We start from the raw sequence: 23673 nt of genomic DNA on the forward strand, positions 1-23673 counted from the left end.
TTCGTCACGCGGTGCCGCCGGGGCGGCGGGGAGGGATACGTCGGGTCCGGCTGCGGCGGGCGGCGGCCCGCAGCGCGGCGCGGGCCAGTTCCGGCCGGTCGGCCGCACCGTCGAGGTGGGCGGCGAGGGCCCGGACGGTGGGATGGCGGAACAGGTCGAGCATCGCGATCGACCGGCCGGTGGCGGCGGTCAGCCGGGCGTGCACGGCGGCCAGGGCGAGCGAGTGCCCGCCGATGTCGAAGAAGTTGTCGGTGACCCCGACCTGGTCGCGTTCCAGGACCTCCCGCCAGACGCCGGCGACCAGATCCTCGGTGTCGGTGAGCGCGTCCGGGCCGGCGGGCAGCGCCACCGGCCGCGCGGGCTCGGCGGTCGCGGCGACGGTCATCGCGCCGAGTTGGGCGGTACGCACGGTCGGCCGGGGCAGCTCGGCGGCGACCTCGGCGGCCGGCGCGGCGGGGGTGGCGGCCAGCGCCCCGACCAGGGCGGCCAGGTCGGCCAGCAACGCGTCGATCCGGTCGGCCTCGAACAGGTCCGGGTTGTGCACCACCTCGACGCCGAGCCGGCCGGCCCGCTCCACCACGTACACGGTGATGTCGAACGGGGAACCGGGCTTGGGCACCGGCACCGGCTCGCCGGTCAGCCCGGCCAGCGCCAGCCGGGGCTCGGCGAAGTTGAGCACGTTGAACAGCACCTGCACCAGCGGCGCCCGGGAGGTGTCCCGGCCGACGCCGAGCGCCTCGACGATCCTCTCCAGCGGGGCGCCGGGGTGGGCGGTGACCTCGTGCAGCTCGGTGGCGCAGCGGTCGACCAGCTCGGCGAAGCTCGCCCCGCCGGTGCGTACCCGCACCGGGACGGTGTCGATGAAGAACCCGACGACGTCGTCGAACGCGGCCAGCCGCCGGTCGGCGACGATCGCCCCGACGACGTGGTCGTCGCCGCCGGTGAGCCGGCTGAGCAGCTCGCCGAAGCCGGCCAGCAGCACCGCCGCGACGCCCGTGCCGCGACGCTCGGCGAGCGCCCGCACCGCCCGGTCCGCCTCGGCGGAGAGGGTGACCGCGGCCTCCACGCCGGCGTACGTCTGCACGGTGGGGCGGGGCCGGTCGCGGGGCAGGTCGAGCACGGTCGGCGCGCCGCGCAGGTGCTCGGCCCACCAGGCCAGGTCGTCGGCGCCGCGCCGGCGGTCCCGCTCGGCCCGCCAGACGGCGTAGTCGGCGTACCGGGCGGCCACGGCGGGCAGCCCCGGGGCGGTCCCGGCGACGGCCTGCGCGTACGCGGCGGCGAGGTCGTCGTAGAACACCGCCTCGGACCAGCCGTCGAACACGGCGTGGTGCCAGGTGATCGCGAGCACGTGCGCGGCCGGGCCGAGCCGGTACACGGCGACCTGCCAGGGCGGCCCGGTGGCCAGGTCGAACGCGTGCGCCGCCCCGGCGGCGAGCATCCCGGCCAGCTCCGCCTCCGGGTCGGCCCCGCCGGTCAGGTCGACCACCGGCACCGCCACGTCGGTGGGCTCCTCGCACACCGCGTACGGCACCCCGGCGGTCTGCGGGATGCGCCAGCGCAGCACGTCGTGCCGCTGGGCCACCGCCCGCAGGGCCGCGCCGAGGGCGGGGACGTCCAGCTCGCCGCGCAGCCGGTGGGCCACCGCGATGTTGTAGGGCGCGCTGGACGGGGCGAGCTGGTCGACGAACCACAGCCGGCGCTGCGGCGGGGACAGGGTGGGCGGGTTGCCGGTGCTCAGCCCGTCGCCGGGGTCCGGGGCGGCGGCGGTGATCCGCGCGGCGATGCCGGTCAGGGTGCGGCCGGCGAACACGTCCCGGGTGTCGACGTGCCGGCCCAGCTCGGCCCGGAGCGCGGCGACCAGCCGCATCGCGGCGATGGAGTTCCCGCCGGCGGCGAGGAAGTCGGTGTCCGGGCCGGGGGCGGCGCCGAGCAGCCGGGCCCAGGCCCGGGCCACGGCCCGGGTGACCGGGTCGGCGCCGACCGGCCCGTCGTCGGCCACCGGCGCGGGACGGGCGGCGGCGGCCAGGGCGCGCAGCGCCGGCCGGTCCAGCTTGCCGGTGGTCGGGCTGACCGGAAGCGCGGCCAGGCGCACCGTCCGGGCCGGGCGCATCGCGGCGGTCAGCCGGGGTTCGGCGTACGCGCGCAGCGCCGCGTCGTCGGGGGCGTCGGCGGGGGTGAGGAACGCGACCAGCTCGGCGCCGGTCGGCCCGTCGACCGCCTCGACGGCGACCCGGTCGACGCCGGGCAGCCCGGTGAGGACGGCCTCGACCTCGCCCAGCTCGATGCGCTGCCCACGGATCTTGACCTGCCGGTCGGCCCGGCCGTGGTAGACGATCCGCCCGTCGGGGGCCTGGATGACCAGGTCGCCGGTGCGGTACAGCCGCTGTCCGGGCTGCCCGGAGAACGGGTCGGGCACGAACCGCTCGGCGGTCAGGCCGGGCCGGCCGAGGTACCCGTCGGCCAGGCCGGGGCCGCCGATCAGCAGCTCACCGGTCTCCCCCGGCGGCACCGGGCGCAGCTCGGCGTCGACCACGTACGCCCGGTGGTTGGGCAGCGGAACACCGATCGGCACCGGGTCGGTCTCGGCGTCGGTCAGCTCGCCGCTGACCGCCACCACCGTGGTCTCGGTGGGGCCGTAGCTGTTGATGAAGCGCCGGCCGGGCGCCCAGCGGGTGGCCAGCTCGGCGGGCACGGCCTCGCCGCCGCAGAGCACGGTGCGCCAGCCGGGCAGCTCGGCCGGATCCAACATGGCCAGCACGGTCGGGGTGATGAAGCCCCAGTTCACCTCGTGCTCGGCGACGAACCGGGTCAGCCGGGCCGGGTCGGACCGGTCGTCGGCGCCGAGGAGCTGCACCGCGCCGCCGAGGAGCAGCGGGACGAACAGGTCGATGACGGCCGCGTCGAAACCGAGCGAGGCGATGCCGACGCTGCGCATCGAGGCGTCCGCGCCGGACAGGGCCGCCCAGCCGGTGACGAACTCGACGACGTTGCGGTGGGTGGTGAGCACCCCCTTGGGCCGGCCGGTGGAGCCGGAGGTGAACAGCACGTACGCCGGGTCGCCGGGGCGGGCCGGGCAGGGGGCGAGCGGGGCGGGGCCGGGCAGCGCGACGGTCTCGACGCCGGGCAGGTCGCCGAACTCGGCCTCGGCGGCGTCGCCGACGACGACCCGGACCCCGGCGTCGGCGGCGATCTCGCGCAGCCGCCGGCGCGGGCCGCCCGGCTCCAGCGGCACGTAGCAGCCGCCGGCGAGCAGCACGCCGAGGACGGTGACCACCAGGTCGGGCCGGCGCTCGCCGCACACCCCGACCCGGCTCTGCCGGCCGACGCCGCGCTCGCGCAGCGCGGCGGCCACGCCGGCGGCCCGGTCGACCAGTTCCCGGTAGGTGAGCCGCTCGTCCCACTGGCGCACCGCCACCGCATCCGGGGTCCGCGCGGCCTGGGCGGTGATCAGCTCGGCCAGCGTGGCGTCGGGCCAGGGCAGCGGCTCCCCGTGCGCGGCGCTGATGGACAGGATGTCGGTCACCCGTGTTCTCCCCGGTAGGTGGCTGGATCGGTGATCTGCAGGCGCAGCTCGCTGACGTAGCCGTCCCCGGCCGCGTCGGTGACCCAGGCGTCGGCGGGGGCGGGCAGCAGCTCGCTGACCGTGAGCGAGACGTCCGGGGCGGTCCGGGCGGCGGCGTCGGCCATCGCGCACAGCGACTGGGCGTACAGCGGGCCGGTCAGGTCGAAGTAGCAGGGCTTGACCTCGGTGCCCACCTTGACGAACACCCGCTCGGGCAGGCCGAGGCGCTCCCGCCAGCGGCGCACCGCGAGGTACCGCCCGGTGTCGCCGGTGACCCCGGCCAGGCCGCTGTCGGCGACGGTGGTGCGCCAGGTGCGCCGGGCCACGACCAGCCGGTCGATGGTGATCCGGGGGGTGGTGGGGGCCGGGGCGAGCAGCTTGAAGCTGTCCAGCAGCAGGACGCCGAGCAGGTGGGCGAAGACCTCCACCAGCGGCCACCGGCCGCCGTCGGGGGTGACCGCGCTCAGCCCGTCCCCGGTGTCCTCCACCCGCACGGCGCTGGCCGCGACCAGCCGCTCACGGTCGGCGCCGCGGGCGGTGTCGATGCCGAACTGCCGGTCGGCGGGCCCGTCGAAGTGCCAGGTGGTGCGGGTGGCCTGCCGCGGGAACTCCTCCGGGTAGAGCAGCCGGACGCGGGCCGCACCCAGGTCGGCGTCGATGCCGACGCGCAGCGTCGCCGGATCGGGGTGGAACGGGCTGAGCACCGCGCTGTCGAACGGCACCATCGCCGGGTGCAGCTCACCGAGGACGAGCAGGAACTCCCCCCGGTTGAGCGCCGCCACGTCGGTGGCGCTGATCTGCAGGTCGGGGCTGTGTGACCGGGCGGTGGGCCAGCCGGGGGCGGTGGCCGGGAAGATCGCCTCGGCCCGGGCTGCCAGGTCGGCGCTGCGCAGCCGCAGCTCCGGCTGCCCGGCGGCAACGGTGTCGAGCCCGAACAGCTCGGCCCAGCGGGCGGTGAAGCCGGCGCTGGCCACCGCGACCGGGCCGTCGGGGGCGAGGATCAGCCCCTGGGCGAGCGGCCAGATGTCGGCCAGCCGGACCGGCCCCTCGGCGGCCTGCTCGGCGTACAGCTCGGCCAGGATCCGCTCGCAGGCGGCACCGATCTCGGCGGTGAGCCAGCGGGCGGCCCGCAGCACGATCGCCAGCGGCGCGGCGAGCGCGTCGAGCACGGCGGAGCCGACGGCGAAGTCCAGGTCCCGCCCGGTGTCCTCGTAGACCACTGTGCGGCCGGTGTACATCTGCCCGCCGTGCCGGCTGGCCGGCCGGCCGGTGACGGCGGTGAACTCGGCGTTCAGGGCGGCCAGGGCGGCGGCGAGCCGGTCGGGGTCACCGGCCGCCGCGGCCACCTCGTCGCGGGCGGCGCGGAGCCGGTCGAAGTCGCCGGCGACCCCCGCCCGCACCGCGGGGTCGCCGATCGCGGCGATCCGCGCGGCGAGCACCTGCTCGGCGCGGGGGCTGTTCGGCAGGCCGGCGTCCCAGGTGAGCAGGCCGCGCTCGACCAGCCGGTCGAGCAGCAGGAACCCGTCGTCGGCACGGCGCAGCCCGGCGTCGCCGTCGGCGCACAGCCGCCGCACCAGCTCCCCGGCGGGGGTGCGGCCGTCGCAGCCGGCCAGCAGCCGGGCCTCCAGCGCGGACAGCTCGACCGGCGGGTGCAGCGCCCGACGCAGCCGGCGTCCGTCGAGGGCCAGGTGGGGTGGCAGCACCGGCGCCCACCAGCGGCGCACCGCGAGGTCGTCGGCGAGCCGGTCGGCGTACGCCATCAGCGCCCACGCCTCGAAGTGCACCTCGCGCCGGTTGACCAGGCGGGGCCCCGGGGTCAGCCGGGTCCCGGCGGTGTCGGGGTCGATGACACCCCAGCAGACCGGCCCGAAGAAGCCGATGGTCTCGGCCTTGCCGCAGTAGCGCTGCCAGTAGCGCAGCACCGCGATCTCCCGCCTGCGGCGGCGGGCGTTGCGCGCCCCCGGGTCGGTGCGCAGCAACCCGTCCAGGGCCACCAGCATGTCGGGGTTCTGCCAGGTGACGGCCTCCCGCAGCAGCGGGTCGGCGCAGATCTCGCCGAGCGTGGCGGAGGACCGCGCGAACGCCTCGAGGACCACCTTCTCGCAGACCTCAGCGGTGAACTGGCCGGCGAGCAGCCCGTCGGCGGTGGCCGCGGCCTCCGGCGCGGCGAACCGGTCGAGCCCGGCGGCGGGGAAGCCGGCGGTGCGCAGCACCACGTCCCGCCACACCGACCAGCCGGTGTCACCCAGTGGCAGCAGATGGTTCATCGGCCGGACCGCCCCTCGTCGTCGACGATGTGCAGCCGCAGCTCGCTGAAGTAGCGCCGACCGGCGCCGTCGGGCACCCACGCGTCGTCCGGTGTCGGCAGCATCTCGCTGACGGTCAGCGACACCCCGTCCCCGCCGTCCTTGCGGGCCGCCCGGACCATGGCGCTGAACATCGCGGCGTACGCGGGGCTGCCCAGGTCGACGAAGCAGGGCTTGGTCTCGGTGCCGAGCTTGACGTACACCAGCTCGGGCAGGCCCTCCTCGCGCCGCCAGCGGCGGACGGCGAGGAACCGGTCCCGTTCGCTGGTGACGTCGGCCAGGCCGCACTCCCCCACCGTGGTACGCCAGGTCTGTCGGGCCACCACCAGCCGGTCCAGGGTGATCCGGGGTGTGTACGGGGCGGCGGCGACCAGCTTGAACCCGTCGACCGCGTGGCCGCTGAGCAGCCCGGCGAACACCTCGGTCAGCGGCCAGCGGGACCCGTCGCGGGCGGTGGCCACGAGCCGGCCGTCGGAGTCGGACACGGTCAGGTCCACGGTGGGCAGCACCCGGTCCGGGTCGACGCCCGGCGCGGGCAGGAACGCGAGCTGCCGGTCCGTCGGGCCGACCAGCGCCTCGGCGGTGCGGCTGGTGCGGCGGGGCCAGTCGGCCGGGAACAGCAGCCGCATCCGGTGCGTGCCGAGGTCCGCGGCCAGCGCCGCGCGCAGCCGCTCGACGTCCGGATGGGACGGGGTGAACACCTGGCAGTCGAAGGACGGCCAGGCGGCGTGCAGCTCGCCGAGCACGACGGTGTAGTCGCCACGGGCGAGGGCGTCGGCGTCGGTGGCGCAGATCTGCAGGTCGGGGCTGTGCAGCCGGGCGCTGGTCCACTCGCTCGCGCGGGCCGGGAACACCTCGGCGGCCCGGTCGGCCAGGTCGGCGACGGACAGCCGCACCTCGGTGCCGCCCGGGGGCAGGTCGGCCAGGCCGAACAGCCCGGCCCAGCGGGCGGCGAACTCGGCGGCGACCGCGTCGACGGGCCGCTCGCCGGTGCCCCAGAACAGGCCCTGCACGAGGAACCACAGGTCGGCCAGCGACACCGGGCCGTCGCCGGCCTCGGCGCGCAGCTCGTCGTACAGCTCGCGGAACGTGGCCCCGTACGCCTGCTCCAGCTCGCCGGCCAGCCAGCGGGCGGCCCGCAGCAGCACGGCGAGCGGGGCGGCCAGCTCGGCCAGCAGCGGGGCGCCGAAGGCCACGTCGAGGTCGCGGGCGGTGTCCTCGTAGCAGAGGGTGCGCCCGGCGTACATCTGGCCGGCGCGGCGGCGGGCCGGCTGGCCGGTCAGCTCGGTGAACGTCTCGTCGAGCCGGTCGAGGGCGGCGCGCAGCCGGTCGGGGTCGCCGGCGGCGGTGGCCACCTCGTCGCGGGCGGCGCGCAGCCGGTCCAGCCCGGCCTGGGCGGCCCGCCGGGCCGGCTCGTCGCCGATGGCGTCGATCCGCGCCGCGAGCACGTCCTCGGCGTCGGGGGCGACCGGCAGGGCGGCGTCCCAGGTGATCAGCTCCCGCTCGACCAGCCGGTCCAGCAGCGCGTAGCCGTCCTCGGCGCGGCGCAGCCCGACGGCCGGGTCGGTGACCAGGTCCCGGGCGGGGCGGCGGCCGTCGGCGGCGGCGAGCAGGGCCGCCTCGACGGGGGTGAGGGTGACCGGGGGGCGGCCGGGCCGCAGCACGGACCGGTCGCGCAGGCTCAGGTGGGGCTGGAGCATCGGCGGCCACCACTGCCGCACCGCGAGGTCGGCGCCGAGCCGGTCGCCGTACGCGGACAGCGCCCACGACTCGAACCACACCCAGCGCCGCCGGGTCAGCCCCGCGCCGGGCCGCACCCGGGCCATGTCGGCCAGCTCCGGGTCGAGGGTGACCCAGCAGCTCGGGCCGAAGAAGCCGACGGTCTCGTTCTTGCCGCAGTAGCGCTGCCAGTACTTGAGCAGGGCCCGCTCGCGGTCCCGGCGGCGCACGTTGCGGGACGCGTCCGCGCCGCCACGGGCCAGCCCGTCGAGGGCGAGCAGGGCGTTGCGGTTCTGCCAGGTGACGGCCTCGCGCAGCAGCGGGTCGGCGGCCAGCTCACTGAGCCGGCCGGCGGTGGCGGTGAGGGCCTCGCCGAACTCCTTGTCGAACCGCTCCTCCCCGGCGCCGGTGGCGATCAGCTCGTCGGCCGCCGCGGCGGCCTGCGGGGCGCCGAGCGCGGTGAGCCCGTCGGCGGGGAAGCCGGTGGTGCGCAGGATCGCGTCGCGCCACACCGACCAACCGGTGTCGCCCAGCGGCACCCGGTGCCCCGCCGTCGCCGGGGGGCCGTCCGGGGCCGGTGCGGTCCCGTTCGCGCCGGCGACCCGGACGGCGGTCGTGAGGTCGGCCCGGATCGTCGCGGCCAACTCGGGGAGGCGGTCGTGCAGGAAGAAGTGCCCGCCGTCGATCTCGTGCAGGGTGAACCCGGCGGCGGTGTGCCGGTCCCAGCCGACGCTCTGGGCGTGGCTGACCGCCCGGTCGGACCGCCCGCTGAACACCACGACCGGCACCGGCAGCGGCTCGCCCGGGACGTGCCGGTAGCTGTCCACCCGGCCGAAGTCCGCGCGCAGCAGCGGCAGCAGCAGCTCCACCAGCTCGGGATGTTCCAGCACGCCGGCCGGCAGCCCGCCGCCGTCGCCGAGCCGGCGCAGCAGCTCGTCGTCGTCCACCTTGGACAGCCCGTCGAAGAGGCTGGCGTCGTCGACGTGCGGGGCCCGGGCGCCGCCCACGTACAGCCGCAGCGGCAGCGGCCCGCCGGTGCGGCGCAGCTCGCGGACCACCTCGAAGCCGACCCGCCCGCCCATCGAGTGGCCGTAGATCGCGTACGGCCGGTCGGCCCGCCCGGCGATCGCGGCGGCGACCTCGGCGACGGTGAAGTTCGGGTCCTCGCTGATCCGGTTCTCCCGGCCGGGCAGTTGCACCGGCAGCACCTCGACGTCGTCGCCGAACTCCCGCTGCCAGTCGCGGAACGCGCTGGCCCCGGCCCCGGCGTAGGGCAGGCAGAACAACCGGACCGGCGCCTGGGGTCGGCTTCCGGCGGAGACGAACCAGTTCACCGCGTGCCTCTCTGAGGGGGGTCGATCCAGTACCGCTGGCGCTGGAACGGGTAGGTGGGCAGCCCGGTGCGCCGGACGCGGCCCTCGGGGTGCGGGGCCGGGAGGTCGCCGGCCCGCCCGGCCACCCAGGCAGCGGCCAGGTCGCGCAGTTGGCCGGGCGGGCCGGCGACCCGACCGTCCGCGGCGGGCAGGACGTCTGGAGCGGGCAGGGCGTCTGCGGCGAGCAGGGCGTCCAGGCCGGCCAGGGCGTCGGCGAGGTCGGCTGCCACGACCGCCGCCCGGCAGGCGAAGGCCCGGCGGCCGAGCGCGACACCGGCAGCAGGTGCTCCGCCGCGTCCGGGGCGTCCGGGGCGTCCGCCGGCTCGACCGGTGGCGGCTGCTCGACGACCACGTGGGCGTTGGTGCCGCCGAGCCCGAACGAGCTGACCCCGGCCACCCGGCGGGCCGCCTGCGGCCAGTCCCGGGCCTTCGTCGGCACGTGGAACGGGCCGCTGGCCAGGTCGATCTCCGGGTGCGGCCGGGTGAAGTGCAGGTTCGGCGGGATGACGCCGTGCTGGACGGCGAGCACCGTCTTGATCAGCCCGGCGATGCCGGCGGCGGCGTCGAGGTGACCGATGTTGGTCTTCACCGAGCCCAGCGCGCAGGACTCGGCGGGGGCGGCTCCCCCGTACACCTCGTGCAGCGCGGCGACCTCCAGGGCGTCGCCGAGCGGGGTGCCGCTGCCGTGCGCCTCGATGAACCGGACCTCGCCGGGGGCGACCTCGGCGGCGGCGAGCGCGCCGGCCACGGCGGCGGCCTGCCCGGCCGGGCCGGGCACCGCGAAGCCGGCCCGGTCGGCGCCGTCGTTGGTGACCGCCCAACCGGGCAGCACGGCGTAGACCCGGTCCCCGTCGGCCTGGGCGTCGGCGAGCCGGCGCAGCGCGACCACGCCGGCCCCCGAGCCGAAGCCGGAGCCGTTGGCGGCCTCGTCGAAGGCCCGGCACCGGCCGTCCGGGGAGGCCATCCCGCCGGCGGTGTGCCGGTACCGGGGCCAGGTCACGTTGACCCCGCCGGCCAGGGCGATGTCGCACTGGTAGTCGGCGAGGCTCTGGGCGGCGACGCAGACCGCGACCAGCGAGCTGGAGCAGGCGCTCTGCACGGCCATCGCCGGCCCGGTCAGCCCGAGCCGGTACGCCACCTGGCCGGGCAGGTGGTCGGTGGACTGCCGGCCGACCAGCCGGGCCTCCCAGTCGTCGGGGTCGACGTCGCCGACGACCGCCGGATTGTCCATGAGGTGGAACAGGAAGTACCGGTTGGCGGAGCTGGCCGCGTAGACGCCGACCAGCCCGGGGAACCGCGACGGGTCGTGCCCGGCGTCCTCCAGGGCCTCCCACGCGGTCTCCAGGAACAGCCGGTGCTGCGGGTCGGTGCGGGCGGCCTCCTGCGCGCCGAAGCCGAAGAAGTCGGCGTCGAAGTCGGCCACGTCGTCGAGCCGGCCGGCGGCCCGGACGTGCCGGGGGTCGCCGAGCAGCCGTGGGCCGATGCCCAGGGCCGCCAGCTCCTCGTCGGTGTGGTCGTGGATCGCGTCGACCCCGGCGCAGAGGTTCCACCAGAAGGTGGCCAGGTCCGGGGCGCCGGGGAAGCGGCCGGCCATCCCCACCACCGCGATCTCGTCGCCGGTGTACTCGCGGGCGGCGGTGGCCGGGGCGGCCGGGGCCGGCCCGACCGGGGCGCGGCCGGACACCGGCGGGGCGTCGACGAGGCGGGCCTGCGCCTCGACCGTGGGATTCTCGAACAGCCGCAGCAGGGGCGGGCGCACCCCGAACCGCTCGGCGAGCCGCTGCTGGACCACGCCGAGCAGCAGCGACTGGCCGCCGACGTCGAAGAAGCTGGCGGTACGGGCGACCGCCGGTCGGCCCAGCAACGCGCACCAGATGTCGTGCACGGCCCGCTCGGTGGCGGTGGCCGGCTCCTCCCCCGCCGGGACGTCCCGGGCCGGGTCGGGCAGCGCGCGCTCGTCGATCTTCCCGGTGACGGTGAGCGGGAACTCGTCCACCACCACGACGGCCCGGGGCAGCGCGTACTCCGGCAGCCGCCGGGCGAGGGCGGCGCGCAGGGCCGCCGGGTCGAGGGGCCCGCCGGCCGGCCGGGCGTACGCGAGCAGCTCGCCGTCGCGGGCGATGGCGCGGACCGCGCCGACGCCGGGCTGGGCGGCGAGGACGGCTTCGATCTCGGTCAGCTCGACCCGGAACCCGCGCACCTTGACCTGCCGGTCGAGGCGGCCGAGGCAGACCAGAGCGCCGCCGGGCAGCCGCGCGCCGAGGTCACCGGTCCGGTACGACCAGACCCCGTCGGGCTCGCGGGTGAACCGGTCGTCGGCCCGGTCGAGGTAGCCGGGGGCGACGTGCCGGCCGCGGACCACGATCTCGCCGGTGTCGCCGGCGAGGTCCACCTCGTAGCCGGGAAGGGCGGCGCCGATCGGCAGCGGGCCGGTGGCGGCGGGGTCGACGTCGGCCAGCGGCAGCGCGTACCGGGCGGCGAACGTCATCTCGGTCGCGCCGTAGCCGTTGACCAGGACGCAGTCGGGGGCGAACCGGTCCCGCCCCCGGGCGGCGTCGGCGCAGGTGGCCTGCTCGCCGCCGAGCAGCACCGCCCGGACGGCGGCCAGCCGCCGGTCGCCGAGGGCGTCGAGCAGGAACCGGTACACCGTGGGGGTGGAGTGGTAGACGGTGACCCGGTGCCGGACGATCTGGTCGACGGCGTGGGCCAGGCCGTGCCGACGCAGGTCGACCGGGACGACGGCGGCGCCGGTGAGCAGCGCCGGGTACAGGTCGGGGATGGCCGCGTCGAAGCTGAACGAGGCGAGCAGGCTGAGCCGGTCGTCCGGGCCGACGGCCAGGGTGGCGATCTGGTTGTCGACCACGTGGGCGAGGTTGCGGTGGGTCTGCCCGACCGCCTTCGGCAGCCCGGTCGAGCCGGAGGTGAACAGCACGTACGCCAGCGCGTCCGGGTCGACCGGGGTCGGGCGCAGCGGCGCGGGGGTCACCGCGTCGGTGGTCAGCACGGCGGTGCCCGGGCGGTCGGCGGCGAGCCGGTCGGCCAGTTCCCGGTGCTCCGGGGCGGCCAGCACGGCGTGCACGTCGGCGGCGGCGAGCATGTGCCGCAGCCGGTCGACGGGAAAGCCGGGATCCAGCGGCACGTACGCGCAGCCGGCGGCGAGCGCGCCGAGGAGCGCCGCGACGGTCGGCGCACCGTGCGGGGTGAGCAGGGCGACCCGGTGGCCGGGGCGGGCGTCGGCGGCGGTGAGCAGCGCGGCGTGCCCCCCGGCGGCGGCGGCGAGGTCGGCGTAGCTGACCGGACTCGCCCCGCCGAGCAGGGCGGGCCGCTCGGGAACCGTGGCCGCCAGGTCGGCGAAACGATGGATGACCGCGTACGTTTCCATGTCAGCCGCGGCGAGGCGGCGCACCGCCGGCAGGCGCGCAGCATCGGGTAACTGTGATCACGATCCCCCCCAGGACTTCACAATGGATGCAGCATAGGACTCGATACCTGGGCGGCAAGATCATCGATCAGAGATCGGACCGAACGGCCGAACGCGGCGACCCGGGAAGGTCGGCGAAGTTCACCCGATCATCCCCCTAGCGCATAGAGGAGCTTCGGAATAGACAGGTACCCACAAGTGTTTTTGCGGCGAAGACCCCCGCAGGCAGGGGTTTTTCCTAGGCGACCGGCCCTGAACGGCAGCTCAGGAAGGGCGTCGCCCGCCGTCGGCGTCAGTCATCGTACGGCGACTCGGCCGGATCGACGGCCCCGTCGCAACCGTCCGGGTGGCGCGTCACCAGTTCGCGGAACTCCCCGACGGTGATCGTCTCCCGGAGGGTGGCGAACACGGCCTCGGCGCCGGCCCGCGCGGTCTCCGGGTCGACGCCCGCCCGCACCCCGACCCGGGACAGGAAGTCCTCGGCGGAACCGTCGGACGCCTCGACGCCGCGCTCCGGACCGCCCTCGACCCGCTGCGCCAGCATGCCCAGCACCGCCCGGGTCACCGCGGCGGCCTCGGCCGGCGACACGCCCGCGCGCCGGGACACCGCGTCGACGAAACGGGGAAACCGCACGATGCCCTCCCGTCCTCGCACCGGGCCCGCGCTTACCCGGACCCGCCGTCGCCAAACGGTCGGTGCCGGGCCGGCCGGCTGCCACGCGGGCCGCGCACCGGCCGGCGCCATGGGGGCAACCGGTGCGGTCGGCCGTCGCCCCTGCCTCTCGTCGTTGGTCGATCGACGAAAGTCCTTCCCGCACCCGGTACGTCCCGGGACTTCCGGTCCGGGCGGCCCGGGCCCCCGGCCCCGCCCCGGCGGGCCGCCCGGCCCTGCCCGAGCCGGCCGGCCCGCTCCTACCGTCGAGGTGGGAACGAGGAGGTCACCATGCGGACGTGGCAGGTACGGGACGTGATGACGACGGACGTCGCGGCGGTACGGGAGGGCACGGCGTACCGGGAGATCGTCGACGTGCTGACCGGCCGGCGCGTCACCGCGACGCCGGTGCTGGACGACGCGCGGCGGGTCCTCGGAGTGGTCTCCGAGGCGGACCTGCTGCACAAGGTGGAGCTGCTGGGGCAGCCGCACGAGCGGCGGGTGTTCCCCGGCCGGCGGCACCGCGAGGCACGGGTCAAGGCGGGGGCGACCCTGGCCGGCGACCTGATGACCGCGCCCGCGGTCACCGTCGCTCCGGACGCCTCCCTGGTGGAGGCCGCCCGGCTGATGACCGACCGCCGGGTCAAGCGGCTGCCGGTGGTGGACGACCTGGGCCGGCTGGTGGGCATCGTGACCCGGGGCGACCTGCTGCGGGTGCACCTGCGCCCGGACGCCGACATCCGCCGGGACGTGGTCTGCGAGGTGCTGCGCCGGGTGCTGGCCGTCCCGGACGGGGCCGTCGACGTCACCGTGCACGACGGCGTGGTCACCCTCACCGGCCAGCTCGACCGGAGGTCCACGGTGCACCTCGCGCTGCGGCTCACCGCCCAGGTCAGCGGGGTGGTCGAGGTGGTCGACGCGCTCGGGTTCGCCGTGGACGACGCCCCGCTGGGCACGCTGCGAGCCGGCTAACACTCCGGCCGTTTCCCGCCTCGGACCGGTCCTTCAGGTTGCTCGGGCTGGCTGCCTCAGGTCGAACGTTCGGCAATGAACACCAACTCTCGACCTGGGCGGTCGGATGCCTCCCGCACGTCGAGGACTCGGTAGCCGTTGGCGGCCAGGCTCGATTCGACCTCGTCGTGGTTGCGGAACCGGAGGGTCGAGTCCGACGTGACGATCGCGCCGTCGGTCAGGAACCGGTAGGTGTATCGGAAGGAGACGAAGGGAAGGCTGACGTCGGTGACCTCAAGGCGCCGTTCCACCCGTCCGATGCCCGGGATATCGAGGGTGACCGGATCGCCGTCCGCCGCCCACTCCTCCCAAGCGCGATGTTCGGGGCGTCTGGTTTCGAGAACGAGATGGCCGTTCGGGCGAAGGGCGGCGTGGATGCCCTGGAGGGTCTGCGCCCAGTCGGTGTCGGTAAGGAAGACCTGGGCCACGTTCCCGGTCATCGTCGCCAGGTCGGCATCGAGCGCCGGCAGTACCGTGGCGTCGCCGTGGATCCAGCGGACCCTCCCCGCCTGGTCTTTCAGCTTCGCGACCTTGAGTGAGGCTTCGGCCGGGTCGACGCCCACGACCGTATAGTCGCGCTGAGCGAGCAGGATCGCCAGGGATCCTGTCCCGCAACCGACGTCAAGCACCCGACTCGCGGTCAACTCGCCGGCGATCGCGAGGTAGGCGGCCAGGTCGTCGCGGTCTCCATCGAAGGCGTCGTAGACACGTGCGAGGAGGGGGTGGGCAAAGATCGCATCGGGCATCCAGGGACCATTTCCACCATCAAGCGCTTCGGTGACGGACATTCGCCGACCAGGGCCACCGGTCAGCGGCGGCCGGTGGCCAGGGCGACGAGGTACTGTCCCCCGCCTGCGTCGACGCTTGCGGTCACCGGCAGTCCGGGCACCAGCCGGGAGAACCGGTCGACCAGCCAGTCCGCCGCCTCCTGGGCGTCCTTCTTGCTCGGACAGCGGGCGACCAGCTCGCGGCCACCCTTGCGTTCGAGTCGCTCGGCGACGGCGATCAGCGGCGCGGGCTCCACCACGTGCAGACGGTCCGGCCAGGCGATGACCACCTTGACCGCGCCCTTGCGGGTGTTGCAGGCACGGTGCGCGAGTCGCTCGGCGACCTTGGCCTTCTTGTCGGCGGTGCGGCTGTCGACGCTGGGACCACGCGGGTCGTTCACCGACATGTCGGCGTCGACCGGCTCGTCGCACACCCAGCATCGCCAACTGTCACGCCGCGCGACGTCATCGAGGAGACTCATCCGAGCAAACTAGCCTGTCAGCCCCCGGCGAACGACAGCCCCGGCCGCAGCGAGCGCCGCCAGCCCGTCAAACAGATCGCCGCACGCCACGCCGACCCCCGCACCACGATGCGCTACGACCGCGCCCGCAAGAACCTCGACCGCCACCCCACCTACATCCTGGCCGCCCACATGGCCTCCGGAACATGACAAGCGACTCTGCCGATGTGCGAACGCGGGTCGCAGGCGGCCTGTGGCATCGTCCTTCCATGTCGATCGACTTGCGCGTGGCGGACAACCGGGATGTGTCGTTCCTCGTCCAGGCGGACCTTCACGTCGGCCGGCAGGAACTCCACAGGGTCATCGAGGCTGGTCGAGTCACCGTTGCCGTGGAAGACACGTCCATCCAGGGATGGCTCAGGTGGGGCCTCTTCTGGGACGAGATCCCCTTCATGAACATGTTGTTCGTTCTCGAGCAGCACCGCGGCAAGGGCCTCGGCACGCGGCTGATCCAGCACTGGGAGAACCAGCAGCGAGCAGCGGGCTGTGGCTCGGTGATGACATCAACCCTGGCGAGCGAAGAAGCCCAGCATCTATACCGCCGCCTGGGTTACGTCGATCGCGGATGCCTCCTGCTACCGGGCGAACCGCTGGAGATCCTTCTTGCCAAATCTCTCGGACAGTGACTCACTCGTCTGCCGCCGACCGGGCGTCATGGTACGTGACCGGAGCCGCGTACGGTCAGGCTGGCGAGGTAGCCCCGAGGATCGAGAAGAACGCCCCCTGTGGATCGGTGAGCACCGCGAACCGGCCCCGCGTCAGATCGGTCGGCGGCACGGACACCAGCCCGGCCAACCGTTGCGCCTCGTCGGCGACGGCGTCGGTGTCCGACACCGCGAAGTAGACCATCCAGTGCGACGGGAGGTCACCCCAATCTTCGCCGAGCATGGGCATCATCCCGGCGACCGGGCGGCCATCCAGCAGCCAGGTGGTGTAGGTGATCGGGCCCATCGGTTGGTCGTCCGCCGTCCAGCCGAACACCGACCCGTAGAACTCCTTCGCCCGGTCCCACTCCCGCGTGGTCAGCTCGGGCCAGGTCAGCGAGCCGGGCACGTCGAACACCTCGGCCCCCGGCATACCGAGCGACTGCCACACCCCGAACGGCGCCCCGGCCGGGTCGGCGAAGAGCGCCGTCCGCCGGGAGCCGGGGACGTCGAAGGGCTCGGTCAGGATCCGGCCGCCGGCGGCGGTCACCCGCTGGCAGGCCCCCTCGGCGTCGTCGGTCGCCAGGTAGGGCATCCAGGCAGGCGGCCGTTGCGGGCCGGCCCCCGGCCCGGCACCGGCCACCGGTTTGCCCTGCTGGTGGAAGACGAGGTGACCGTCAGCCGCGGGTTGCCGGTCCGCCTCGGCGACGGCCCAGCCGAACAGGGGCGCGTAGAAGCGCGCCGCGCCGGGGAGGTCGTTGGTGACCAGGTCGACCCAGGCGGGTGCCCCCGGTGGAATATCTGTCATGGCTTCGGCTTCGCTTCCTCTCATTGGGGGCCAGCCGGGTCGGATTCGACCCGTTCGGCCATCGTCGCGAGCACCGCGCCGGTCACCGCGGCGGCCTGCGCCACCGGGATCCCGGCACCCCGGGACACCGCGTCGACGAAGCGGGGATACCGCACCGCGTCCCCCCGTCCTCGGACCGGGCCCGCGCTTACCCGGGCCCGGCGCCGCCAAACGGCCGGTCCCGGTTGCGGACGACCGGCGCGCGAGCTGCCCCCACCGGCTGACGCCGCGCGCCGAGACCGACTGACCGCGCGCCCCGGGACTTCCGGCCGACGGACCGGCCGGCGGCTCAGTCGCCGGCCGGATCGGCGGCGAGGACGTCGAGCAGCAGGGCGGCGGTCCAGCCGAACGCGGGCGAGCCGAGGCCGACGCCGGTGTCCGGGTGGAAGTACTCGTGGCAGCCGGCCGTGGCGACCAGGTCCACCATGGACGCGCGCAGCCCGGCGGCGAGGTCGAGCCGGTGGTGGGTGCGCAGGCCACGCCACAGCAGCCAGTCGAGGTTCAGCCAGCTCGGTCCCCGCCAGTAGCGCAGCGGCTCGAAGTCCGGCGCGGTCCGGTCGTGGCTGGGCAGCGGCCGGTCCATCCGCGCGGCCAGCCCGAACCGGGGCGAGCACGCCTCCGCGAGCACCGTGGCGACCTGCCGGGGCGGCAGGTCGGGCAGCGCCAGCGGGACGACGCCGAGCGCGGTCCGGGCCGGCACGAGCCGGCCGGCGCGCAGGTCCCGGGGGTGGAAGGCGCCGGTCGCCGGGTCGTACAGCCGGTCGACGAGGGCCGCGGTGATCCGGGCCACCCGCTCGCGGTGCGGACCGGGATCGCCGCCCACCGCGCCGGCGATCGCCGCCAGGGCGTGCTCGGCGAGCCCGAGCGCGGTGTTGAACAGCGGGCACTCCACCAGGAACTGGTGCCGCCCGGCCAGCCCGTCGTCGCCGTACCGACCCGCCCGGTAGGCGTCGGCCAGCGCGACGTACCGCGCGTAGTCCAGGTCGGTGGGCCGGTGCGCGGCGTCGGCGTGCACGGTGTCGTGCCGCCGGTACGCCCGCAGCACCGCCACGTCGGCGGGCACCGCGGCCAGCGGCGGGTCCCAGGCGGGGCTGTTGTCCAGCCCGGACTCCCAGGGATGCACGAGGCAGGCCAGCCCCGCCCCGCCCACGTCCCGCCGGCCGGTCAGGTAGCGCTGCTGGGCGACCAGCCGGGGGTAGAGCCAGGCCAGTTCCGCCCGGCCCCGCTCGGACGGCGACCGCCGGTACGCCAGCCAGGCGGCGAGGGCGTGCACGGGCGGCTGGACGATGCCGGAGGTGGCCACGGCGGGCGCGCCCGGGACGCGGGCGGAGTCCCAGAAGCCGGGCCCGGGGAAGTACGACCCGGCGCGCAGCGCGGGGTTGAACACGATGTGCGGCACCCGCCCGTCGGCCCACTGGGCGGCGAACAGGGTGCGCAGCTCCCGCCAGGCGCGGGCGGGACGCACCGTGGCCAGGCCGATCGCGATGAACGCCGAGTCCCAGCTCCGCTGGTGCGGGTAGAGGGTGCGCGACGGGACGGTGTGGTCGTGCTCCCAGTTGCCGTCGAGGGTGGCCACCGCCAGCCGGCGCAGCGCCCCGAGGTCCCGGGCCCCGGGCGGCCCGCCCGGGGGCGCGCCGTCGGCGGCGGCGCCGGCGCGCACGCCGCCGTCCGCTCCGGCTCGGTGGGCCCGAGCACGGTGATTGACCATGAGTCACATCCCGGTAGCACTGGGCTCCAGTGTCGAACAAAAAATCAGCAGATGTCTCGCAATTGATCAATTGAAGGTACGAATCAGCTACCTACCCTTCGCAGGGGGTGCCGCCGATGCCGTCGCGCCCGGGCTGCCGCTGCCCGCCGAGGGCCTGACCAGCGGCGTGGAGCAGGGCTGACCCGGCGGCCCGAGCCGGGGGTGGCCGCTCGGGCCGTCCGCGCCCCGGATAGCGTGGGGTGATGGCCAGACCGACCCGCTGGGTGACCGACACCGGCCCCGAGCACTCGCAGTGGTACATCGACCGGTTTCGCCGCCTGGCGGCCGAGGGCGCCGACCTGGCCGGGGAGGCCCGGCTGCTGGACGCGCTGGTGCCGCCGGGCTCCCGGATCCTCGACGCCGGCTGCGGCACGGGGCGGGTCGGCGCGGCGCTGGCCGCCCGTGGCCACACGGTGGTGGGCGTGGACGCCGACCCGGCGCTGGTCGAGGCCGCCCGCGCCGACCACCCCGGCCCACGCTGGCTGGTCGGCGACCTGGCCGAGCTGGACCTCGCGGCGGCCGGCGAGCCGGAGCCGTTCGACGCGGCCGTGGTGGCCGGCAACGTGATGGCCTTCGTCGCCCCCGGCACCGAGCCGGAGGTGCTCCGCCGGGTCGCCGCCCACCTGCGCCCGGACGGCGTGGTCGTGGTCGGCTTCGGCACCGAACGGGGCTACCCGCTGGCCGACTTCGACGCCGACGCGGTGACCGCCGGGCTGCGCCGGGAGCACCGCTTCGCCACCTGGGACCTGCGCCCCTGGACCGACGACGCCGACTTCGCGGTCACCGTGCTGCGCCGCCCGGCGGCTACGGCGTGAGCCGGCACCCGAGGCGCCGACGGGTGGCTCGCCCTCACCCGGCGGCGACGGCGCGGGCGGCGGCCGGGTCGAGCGGGCTGCCGGCGGGCACCCGGCTCACCACGCCGGCCGGCAACCGGACGGGCGTCACGTCCCGGTAGCCGAGCATGCCGAGCACCTCAGCGTCGGCCAGCACGTACCGCCGGCCGAGGTCGGTGACGACGGACACCGCGCCGCCGGTGGCCCCCGGCGCGGCGGCCGACTCCACGACAGCGCCGTGCCCGGGCTCGACCACCACGTGGTCGGCGACCGCCGCGCCCGTGGTACGCGGGCTGCCGCTCAGGTCGGGCACGGCCGCGCCGAGCCGCAGGTCGCGCACCTCCCCGTCGGCTGCCACCCCGACGCAGAGTGCCCCGCCGTCCGGGGCGGCCAGCCGGGGCGGGCTGGTGGGCGGGGCGGCCGGCCCGGTCGGCACGAGGTCGGGCTGCTTGGGCAGCGCGGCGAACCGGCCGAGGGTCAACGCCGCCGGCTCGCCCTGGCCGGTGCGGGCGAGCAGCAGGCTGGCCTGCAACTCGGTGATGCCGGCGAGGCCATCGGCGAGGGCGACGGCGTACTGCCGCCCGCCGCCGGAGTTGCGGATCAGGAAGACGCCGCCGACCACTGCGCCGGGCACCCCGGCCGAGGGCCGCCCGAGGCCGGGCAGGTCCGGCGGGGCGAGGTCGGCCCCGGCCGGGAAGCTGTCGATCAGGGCGGGTGCGGCCGGCACGGCGCGCTGCCGGGTGGCGGCGAGCGCGGCGAGCGACCGGGCGGTGTCGCGCAGCAGGTACCGGCGGGCGTGCCAGACCAGGTGCAGGCCGCCGTCCGGGTGCCGGAGCAGGACCGCGTCGTCGCCCGGCGCCCGGCCGCCGGTGGCGGCCACCCCGATCAGCACCGCCGATCGGGGGGCGGTCCGCTCGGCCTCGGTGGTGGCGACCGAGCAGACCGTCCAGGGCGCGGTCGACAGCCGGGCCCGGTCGGGCAGCGAGTCGGGGGCGTCGGGGATGCCCAGCGGCAGGCCGCGCGGCACCCCCTCGATCGAGCGGCGGGAGACCAACACGGTCTGCGGGCGCTCGGCGCCGATGATCAGCAGCGCCGAGGCGTAGTTGAGCACCGGGTGCAGCTTGCGGTCCCGGTAGACGAACCGGGCGCCGGACTCCTTCTCCACGATCACCGCGCCGGGGTCGCGCCACCTGGTGCCGCCGCCGGTGAACAGGCCGTACAGGGCGAAGCCGCCCAGGGTGATCGCGGCCACCAGCACGCTGGCCAGCCCGGCCCCGGCCAGCCGCCGGAACGGGGACCGCGCCGGGTCCGTCTCCCGCATCACCAGGGCGGCCACCGCCCGCTGGACGGTGAACTGGTACGAGTGAAGCTGGTCCTGCCGCGACGGCATGCGGTCCCCTCCGACGGGTCGGTCGGGGCACAGGATAAACGCTGCGTCGATCCCTCGAAGACCCTCCGTCGCCGGCCGCAGGGGCCGGCCCGGTGGCCGGCGGATTACCCCCCGGGGTACCTTCGACGTGGAGGTGACGTGGTGAGGCTGCGACCGGAGATGACGTCCGACGCCCTGACCCGCCTGAAGCGGGCCCGGGGTCAGCTCAACGCCGTGATCGAGATGATCGAGTCGGGGGAGGACTGCCGGGCCACCCTGACCCAGCTCGCCGCCGTCTCCAAGGCCCTCGACCGGGCCGGCTACAAGCTGATCGCCTCCGGGATGCGGCACTGCACCGCCGCCCGGGACCGCGGCGAGGAGCCGGAGATGACCGAGGAGGAGCTGGAGAAGCTCTTCCTGGCCCTGTCCTGACCGGCGGCGGCCCGAGCCGGGCGCGGGTCTCCTGCGGTCACACCAGCCGCCGGTGGACGAGCACCCGTAGGGCCACGAATCCGGGGACGGCGGGCAGCCAGAACGTCGCGAGCCGATAGATCAGGACCGCCGCGACCGCCGTCTCCGCGGTCAGCCCGTAGAGCAGCAGCCCGGACACGAGCGCCGCCTCGGTCGCCCCGAGCCCACCGGGCGTGGGGGCGGCGGAGGCGACGCCCTCGCCGACGACGCACACCAGGATCACCGGGGGCAGCAGCGTGAAGTCGACCGGCTGGCCGACGGCGAGCACCGCGAGGTAGAGGCTGGCGCCGTAGCAGAGGGTGAGGGCGAGCGAGGACACGACCAGCCGGACCAGCCGGTGCTGGCGGGTCAGGGCGCGCAGGGCCGACAGCACCTGACCGACCGCGGCGCGTCCCTGCCGGCGCAGCCGGGGGATGGCGAGGGCCGCCGCCGCGGCCAGCAGCACCGCCACGACGGTCAGCAGGATGGGCAGCGCCCTGGCGCTGGCCTCGTGGGTCAGGGTGCGGGCGGGCTCGCGGGCGAAGGGCAGCAGCACGGGCAGCAGCAGCACGACGGAGCCGACGCCCGCGACCCGGGACACGGCGACGGCGGTGGCCGCCTCTGCCGTGGGGATCGCCTTCTGGTGCAGGTAGCGCAGGCTCAGGGCGGCACCGCCGACGCTGCCCGGGGCCAGCCGGTTGGCGAAGGACGCGGCGACCTGCACGACGGTCGCCTCCCCCAGCGGAATCCGGTCGGCGGCGGCAAGACGCAGCACGACCGCGCTGAGCACATAGGTGGCCCCGGAGGCGAGCAGGGTCGCGGCGACGGCCGCCGGGTTCGCGTGGGCCATCAGGTGCAGGGCGGTGCGCACCTGCCCGACCTGGGGAAGGAGGAGGTGTACGAGCAGGCCGAGGATGAGCAGCAGCCCGATGCCGCGGGGGCTGACCCGCACGACACGGGCCAGCCGGTCGTCGCGGGCCGGGTAGTGCCGCAGGATCTCGTCGCGTACCTGGTCCAGCAGTTCGGGGAACCGGCGTAGCGTGCTCCGTCCCGCCCGGGAGAGCACCGGTTTCTGTAGGTACGGCAGGCTGTCGGCGACGGGCCCGCCGCCGAACTGGACGACGGCCGCGTCGACCGCGGCCCGTGGGGTGACCCGGCTGGCGAGGGTGACCAGCAGCTCGACGACGTCCCGGGACTGCTGGTCGGTCGAGGCGTTGTCGGCGCCGAAGCCGAAGTCGACGAGGTACACGGTCCGGCCGCGGACGAGGATGTTGGCCGCGCGCAGGTCGCGGTGCGCGATCCCGGCGCGGTGCAGCAGCGCCACCTGTCGGCAGACGTCGGCCACCGCGGCGAGCGGCAGCGGTCCGATCGCCGAGTCCAGCGCGGGGGCGTCGGCGAACTCCTGCACCAGCAGGGCGTCACCGCCCTCGGTGGTGGCGGTGGTGACGACTGCGGGCACGCGCGCCCCGGCCCGCTGCGCCAGCAGGACCAGGTAGGTTTCGTGCTCGTTCTTCTGCTTCGCAGTGGCATATGGTGGTTCGTCCGCCACATGCCGGTAGCGCAGTCGCCGGTAGAACTTGTACGCCCAGTCGGCGTCGCGCTGTTCACCACCGGTCACCTTCACGAACATCCGGCGGCCGTCGGCGGTGTCCACCCGCCAGGGCCGTGAGCCACGGGCGTCCCCGGTGATCGGTTCCAGCCGCACGGCGTCGATCCCGCGCCGCGCGAGCACCCGGCGCAGCCGCGAGGTGGACCGCTCCGGGCCGACCTCGCCGACGATCAGGCGGGTCAGGCACACCGCCAGCCAGCCGACCAGGAACCCGCCGACCGAGTCGGCGGGCAGGTGCGCCCCGACGTGCACGCGGGCCAGGGCGACCAGGACGATCACCGCCCACAGCGGTCGGTGCCAGCGCGGGTCGACGGCGCGGGCGGTGACGAGGCACAGGGCGGAGGCGACCGCGACGTGCCCGGACGGGTAGCCGAACGCTCCGGTGATCGTGTCGTGCGTCCGTACGTCGGCCAGCAGCGCCGTGGGTCGCTCCCGGGCCACCGCGGCCTTGCCCAGCACCGCGAGCCAGTACGCCAGGTTGCCGGCCAGGAGCAGGTCGCGGGCGACCGCGAGGCGCCGCATGAGCGCGGCCACGGCGGCGACGACGAAGACGGCCACGTACGACCCGAGCTGCATGACCACGACCAGCCCGGGAGTCAGCCCGGCCGGCAGTCGGTTGAGCAGGGTGAACAGGTCCCGCTCCCAGCGGGCGACCGGGTGGTGGCGCACCGCCAGGCTCACCGCGACCAGCAGGCCGGTCGAGGTGACCAGGCTGACCAGCAGCGCCGGTGACGGGCGGTGCGTCCGGGCCATCACCAGTCCTCGACTCCGACGGTCGCTCCCCGGAGCCGGCTCCGGGCCTGTGGATCGACCCTACGGCCCGGGTGGGCTCCGGCACGGCC

General features: G+C 75.9%; 16 protein-coding genes and 1 pseudogene. 5 read left to right on the forward strand and 12 right to left on the reverse strand.

Annotation, left to right across the window (positions count from 1 at the left end; all coding sequences use genetic code 11):
- Positions 1-4: 4 nt before the first annotated feature.
- The 5 genes and pseudogenes from OOK41_RS21655 to OOK41_RS21675 all read right to left on the reverse strand — a co-directional run bounded on the left by OOK41_RS21655 (position 5) and on the right by OOK41_RS21675 (position 13015).
- Positions 5-3523, reverse strand: coding sequence for an amino acid adenylation domain-containing protein (locus OOK41_RS21655; protein WP_266266494.1), 3519 nt, complete (start codon positions 3521-3523; stop codon positions 5-7).
- Positions 3520-5829 carry a lantibiotic dehydratase gene (locus OOK41_RS21660; RefSeq protein ID WP_266266495.1) on the reverse strand — a complete coding sequence of 770 codons (2310 nt, stop codon included), beginning with the start codon at positions 5827-5829 and terminating at the stop codon, positions 3520-3522. Before OOK41_RS21660 ends, OOK41_RS21655 begins: the two co-directional genes overlap by 4 nt.
- The gene (locus OOK41_RS21665) at positions 5826-8921 is read right to left on the reverse strand and encodes a thioesterase domain-containing protein (protein WP_266266496.1); all 3096 of its coding nucleotides are present in this window, start codon (positions 8919-8921) and stop codon (positions 5826-5828) included. The genes OOK41_RS21660 and OOK41_RS21665 overlap by 4 nt, the downstream gene beginning before the upstream one ends.
- A 364-nt stretch (positions 8922-9285) precedes the next feature.
- Positions 9286-12342, reverse strand: a pseudogene (locus tag OOK41_RS21670) (AMP-binding protein); the annotation flags it as partial.
- Between the two features lie 331 nt (positions 12343-12673).
- The gene (locus OOK41_RS21675) at positions 12674-13015 is read right to left on the reverse strand and encodes a DUF2267 domain-containing protein (RefSeq protein ID WP_266266497.1); all 342 of its coding nucleotides are present in this window, start codon (positions 13013-13015) and stop codon (positions 12674-12676) included.
- 309 nt (positions 13016-13324) lie between these two features.
- Here OOK41_RS21675 and OOK41_RS21680 point away from each other — a divergent pair, with 309 nt between their 5' ends.
- Entirely contained in the window at positions 13325-14005 is a 681-nt protein-coding gene (locus tag OOK41_RS21680) for a CBS domain-containing protein (protein ID WP_117667820.1), read from the forward strand.
- Positions 14006-14061: 56 nt separating this feature from the next.
- Here OOK41_RS21680 and OOK41_RS21685 read toward each other — a convergent pair whose 3' ends face one another.
- Together OOK41_RS21685 and OOK41_RS21690 are read right to left on the reverse strand one after the other, a co-directional pair.
- A complete protein-coding gene (locus OOK41_RS21685) occupies positions 14062-14790 on the reverse strand; it encodes a class I SAM-dependent methyltransferase (RefSeq protein ID WP_266266498.1) in 729 nt (242 codons plus the stop codon).
- 62 nt (positions 14791-14852) lie between these two features.
- Entirely contained in the window at positions 14853-15293 is a 441-nt protein-coding gene (locus OOK41_RS21690; RefSeq protein WP_117667822.1) for a hypothetical protein, read from the reverse strand.
- Between the two features lie 248 nt (positions 15294-15541).
- Here OOK41_RS21690 and OOK41_RS21695 point away from each other — a divergent pair, with 248 nt between their 5' ends.
- The gene (locus OOK41_RS21695; protein ID WP_266266499.1) at positions 15542-15958 is read left to right on the forward strand and encodes a GNAT family N-acetyltransferase; all 417 of its coding nucleotides are present in this window, start codon (positions 15542-15544) and stop codon (positions 15956-15958) included.
- A gap of 55 nt (positions 15959-16013) precedes the next feature.
- Here OOK41_RS21695 and OOK41_RS21700 read toward each other — a convergent pair whose 3' ends face one another.
- The 3 genes from OOK41_RS21700 to OOK41_RS21710 form a co-directional block, all read right to left on the reverse strand.
- Positions 16014-16784, reverse strand: a complete 771-nt coding sequence (locus tag OOK41_RS21700; RefSeq protein ID WP_266266500.1) for a VOC family protein — start codon at positions 16782-16784, stop codon at positions 16014-16016.
- A gap of 20 nt (positions 16785-16804) precedes the next feature.
- Positions 16805-16939, reverse strand: a complete 135-nt coding sequence (locus OOK41_RS21705; RefSeq protein ID WP_266266501.1) for a hypothetical protein — start codon at positions 16937-16939, stop codon at positions 16805-16807.
- Between the two features lie 173 nt (positions 16940-17112).
- Positions 17113-18414: a hypothetical protein gene (locus OOK41_RS21710; RefSeq protein WP_266267929.1), complete on the reverse strand. Its 1302-nt coding sequence runs from the start codon at positions 18412-18414 to the stop codon at positions 17113-17115.
- Between the two features lie 115 nt (positions 18415-18529).
- On the opposite strand from OOK41_RS21710, the gene OOK41_RS21715 reads away from it, so the two are divergent.
- Complete coding sequence (locus OOK41_RS21715) at positions 18530-18712, forward strand: hypothetical protein (protein WP_128763547.1); 183 nt, start codon at positions 18530-18532, stop codon at positions 18710-18712.
- A 61-nt stretch (positions 18713-18773) separates the two neighbouring features.
- Positions 18774-19385 carry a bifunctional 2-polyprenyl-6-hydroxyphenol methylase/3-demethylubiquinol 3-O-methyltransferase UbiG gene (locus OOK41_RS21720; protein ID WP_266266502.1) on the forward strand — a complete coding sequence of 204 codons (612 nt, stop codon included), beginning with the start codon at positions 18774-18776 and terminating at the stop codon, positions 19383-19385.
- A 34-nt stretch (positions 19386-19419) separates the two neighbouring features.
- Here OOK41_RS21720 and eccB read toward each other — a convergent pair whose 3' ends face one another.
- Positions 19420-20793, reverse strand: a complete 1374-nt coding sequence (gene eccB, locus OOK41_RS21725) for a type VII secretion protein EccB (protein WP_266266503.1) — start codon at positions 20791-20793, stop codon at positions 19420-19422.
- Between the two features lie 141 nt (positions 20794-20934).
- Between eccB and OOK41_RS21730 the strand changes: the two genes are divergently transcribed.
- Positions 20935-21204, forward strand: a complete 270-nt coding sequence (locus OOK41_RS21730) for a metal-sensitive transcriptional regulator (protein WP_117667870.1) — start codon at positions 20935-20937, stop codon at positions 21202-21204.
- A 37-nt stretch (positions 21205-21241) separates the two neighbouring features.
- Here the strand turns inward: OOK41_RS21730 and OOK41_RS21735 are convergent, their stop codons facing one another.
- Positions 21242-23584 (reverse strand): flippase-like domain-containing protein, encoded by a 2343-nt coding sequence (locus OOK41_RS21735; RefSeq protein WP_266266504.1) that lies wholly within the window; start codon positions 23582-23584, stop codon positions 21242-21244.
- Between the last annotated feature and the right edge of the window lie 89 nt (positions 23585-23673).

Source organism: Micromonospora sp. NBC_01655 (genome assembly GCF_026339755.1).
Lineage (GTDB): Bacteria > Actinomycetota > Actinomycetes > Mycobacteriales > Micromonosporaceae > Micromonospora.

What these genes read in the sequence shown, in the direction of transcription:
- OOK41_RS21660 (WP_266266495.1), bottom strand. Translation starts at nt 5,829, where the DNA reads ATGAACCATCTGCTGCCACTGGGTGACACCGGCTGGTCGGTGTGGCGG.
- OOK41_RS21680 (WP_117667820.1), top strand. Translation starts at nt 13,325, where the DNA reads ATGCGGACGTGGCAGGTACGGGACGTGATGACGACGGACGTCGCGGCG.
- OOK41_RS21685 (WP_266266498.1), bottom strand. Translation starts at nt 14,790, where the DNA reads ATGCCCGATGCGATCTTTGCCCACCCCCTCCTCGCACGTGTCTACGAC.
- OOK41_RS21690 (WP_117667822.1), bottom strand. Translation starts at nt 15,293, where the DNA reads ATGAGTCTCCTCGATGACGTCGCGCGGCGTGACAGTTGGCGATGCTGG.
- OOK41_RS21695 (WP_266266499.1), top strand. Translation starts at nt 15,542, where the DNA reads ATGTCGATCGACTTGCGCGTGGCGGACAACCGGGATGTGTCGTTCCTC.
- OOK41_RS21700 (WP_266266500.1), bottom strand. Translation starts at nt 16,784, where the DNA reads ATGACAGATATTCCACCGGGGGCACCCGCCTGGGTCGACCTGGTCACC.
- OOK41_RS21715 (WP_128763547.1), top strand. Translation starts at nt 18,530, where the DNA reads ATGAGTCACATCCCGGTAGCACTGGGCTCCAGTGTCGAACAAAAAATC.
- OOK41_RS21720 (WP_266266502.1), top strand. Translation starts at nt 18,774, where the DNA reads ATGGCCAGACCGACCCGCTGGGTGACCGACACCGGCCCCGAGCACTCG.
- eccB (WP_266266503.1), bottom strand. Translation starts at nt 20,793, where the DNA reads ATGCCGTCGCGGCAGGACCAGCTTCACTCGTACCAGTTCACCGTCCAG.
- OOK41_RS21735 (WP_266266504.1), bottom strand. Translation starts at nt 23,584, where the DNA reads ATGGCCCGGACGCACCGCCCGTCACCGGCGCTGCTGGTCAGCCTGGTC.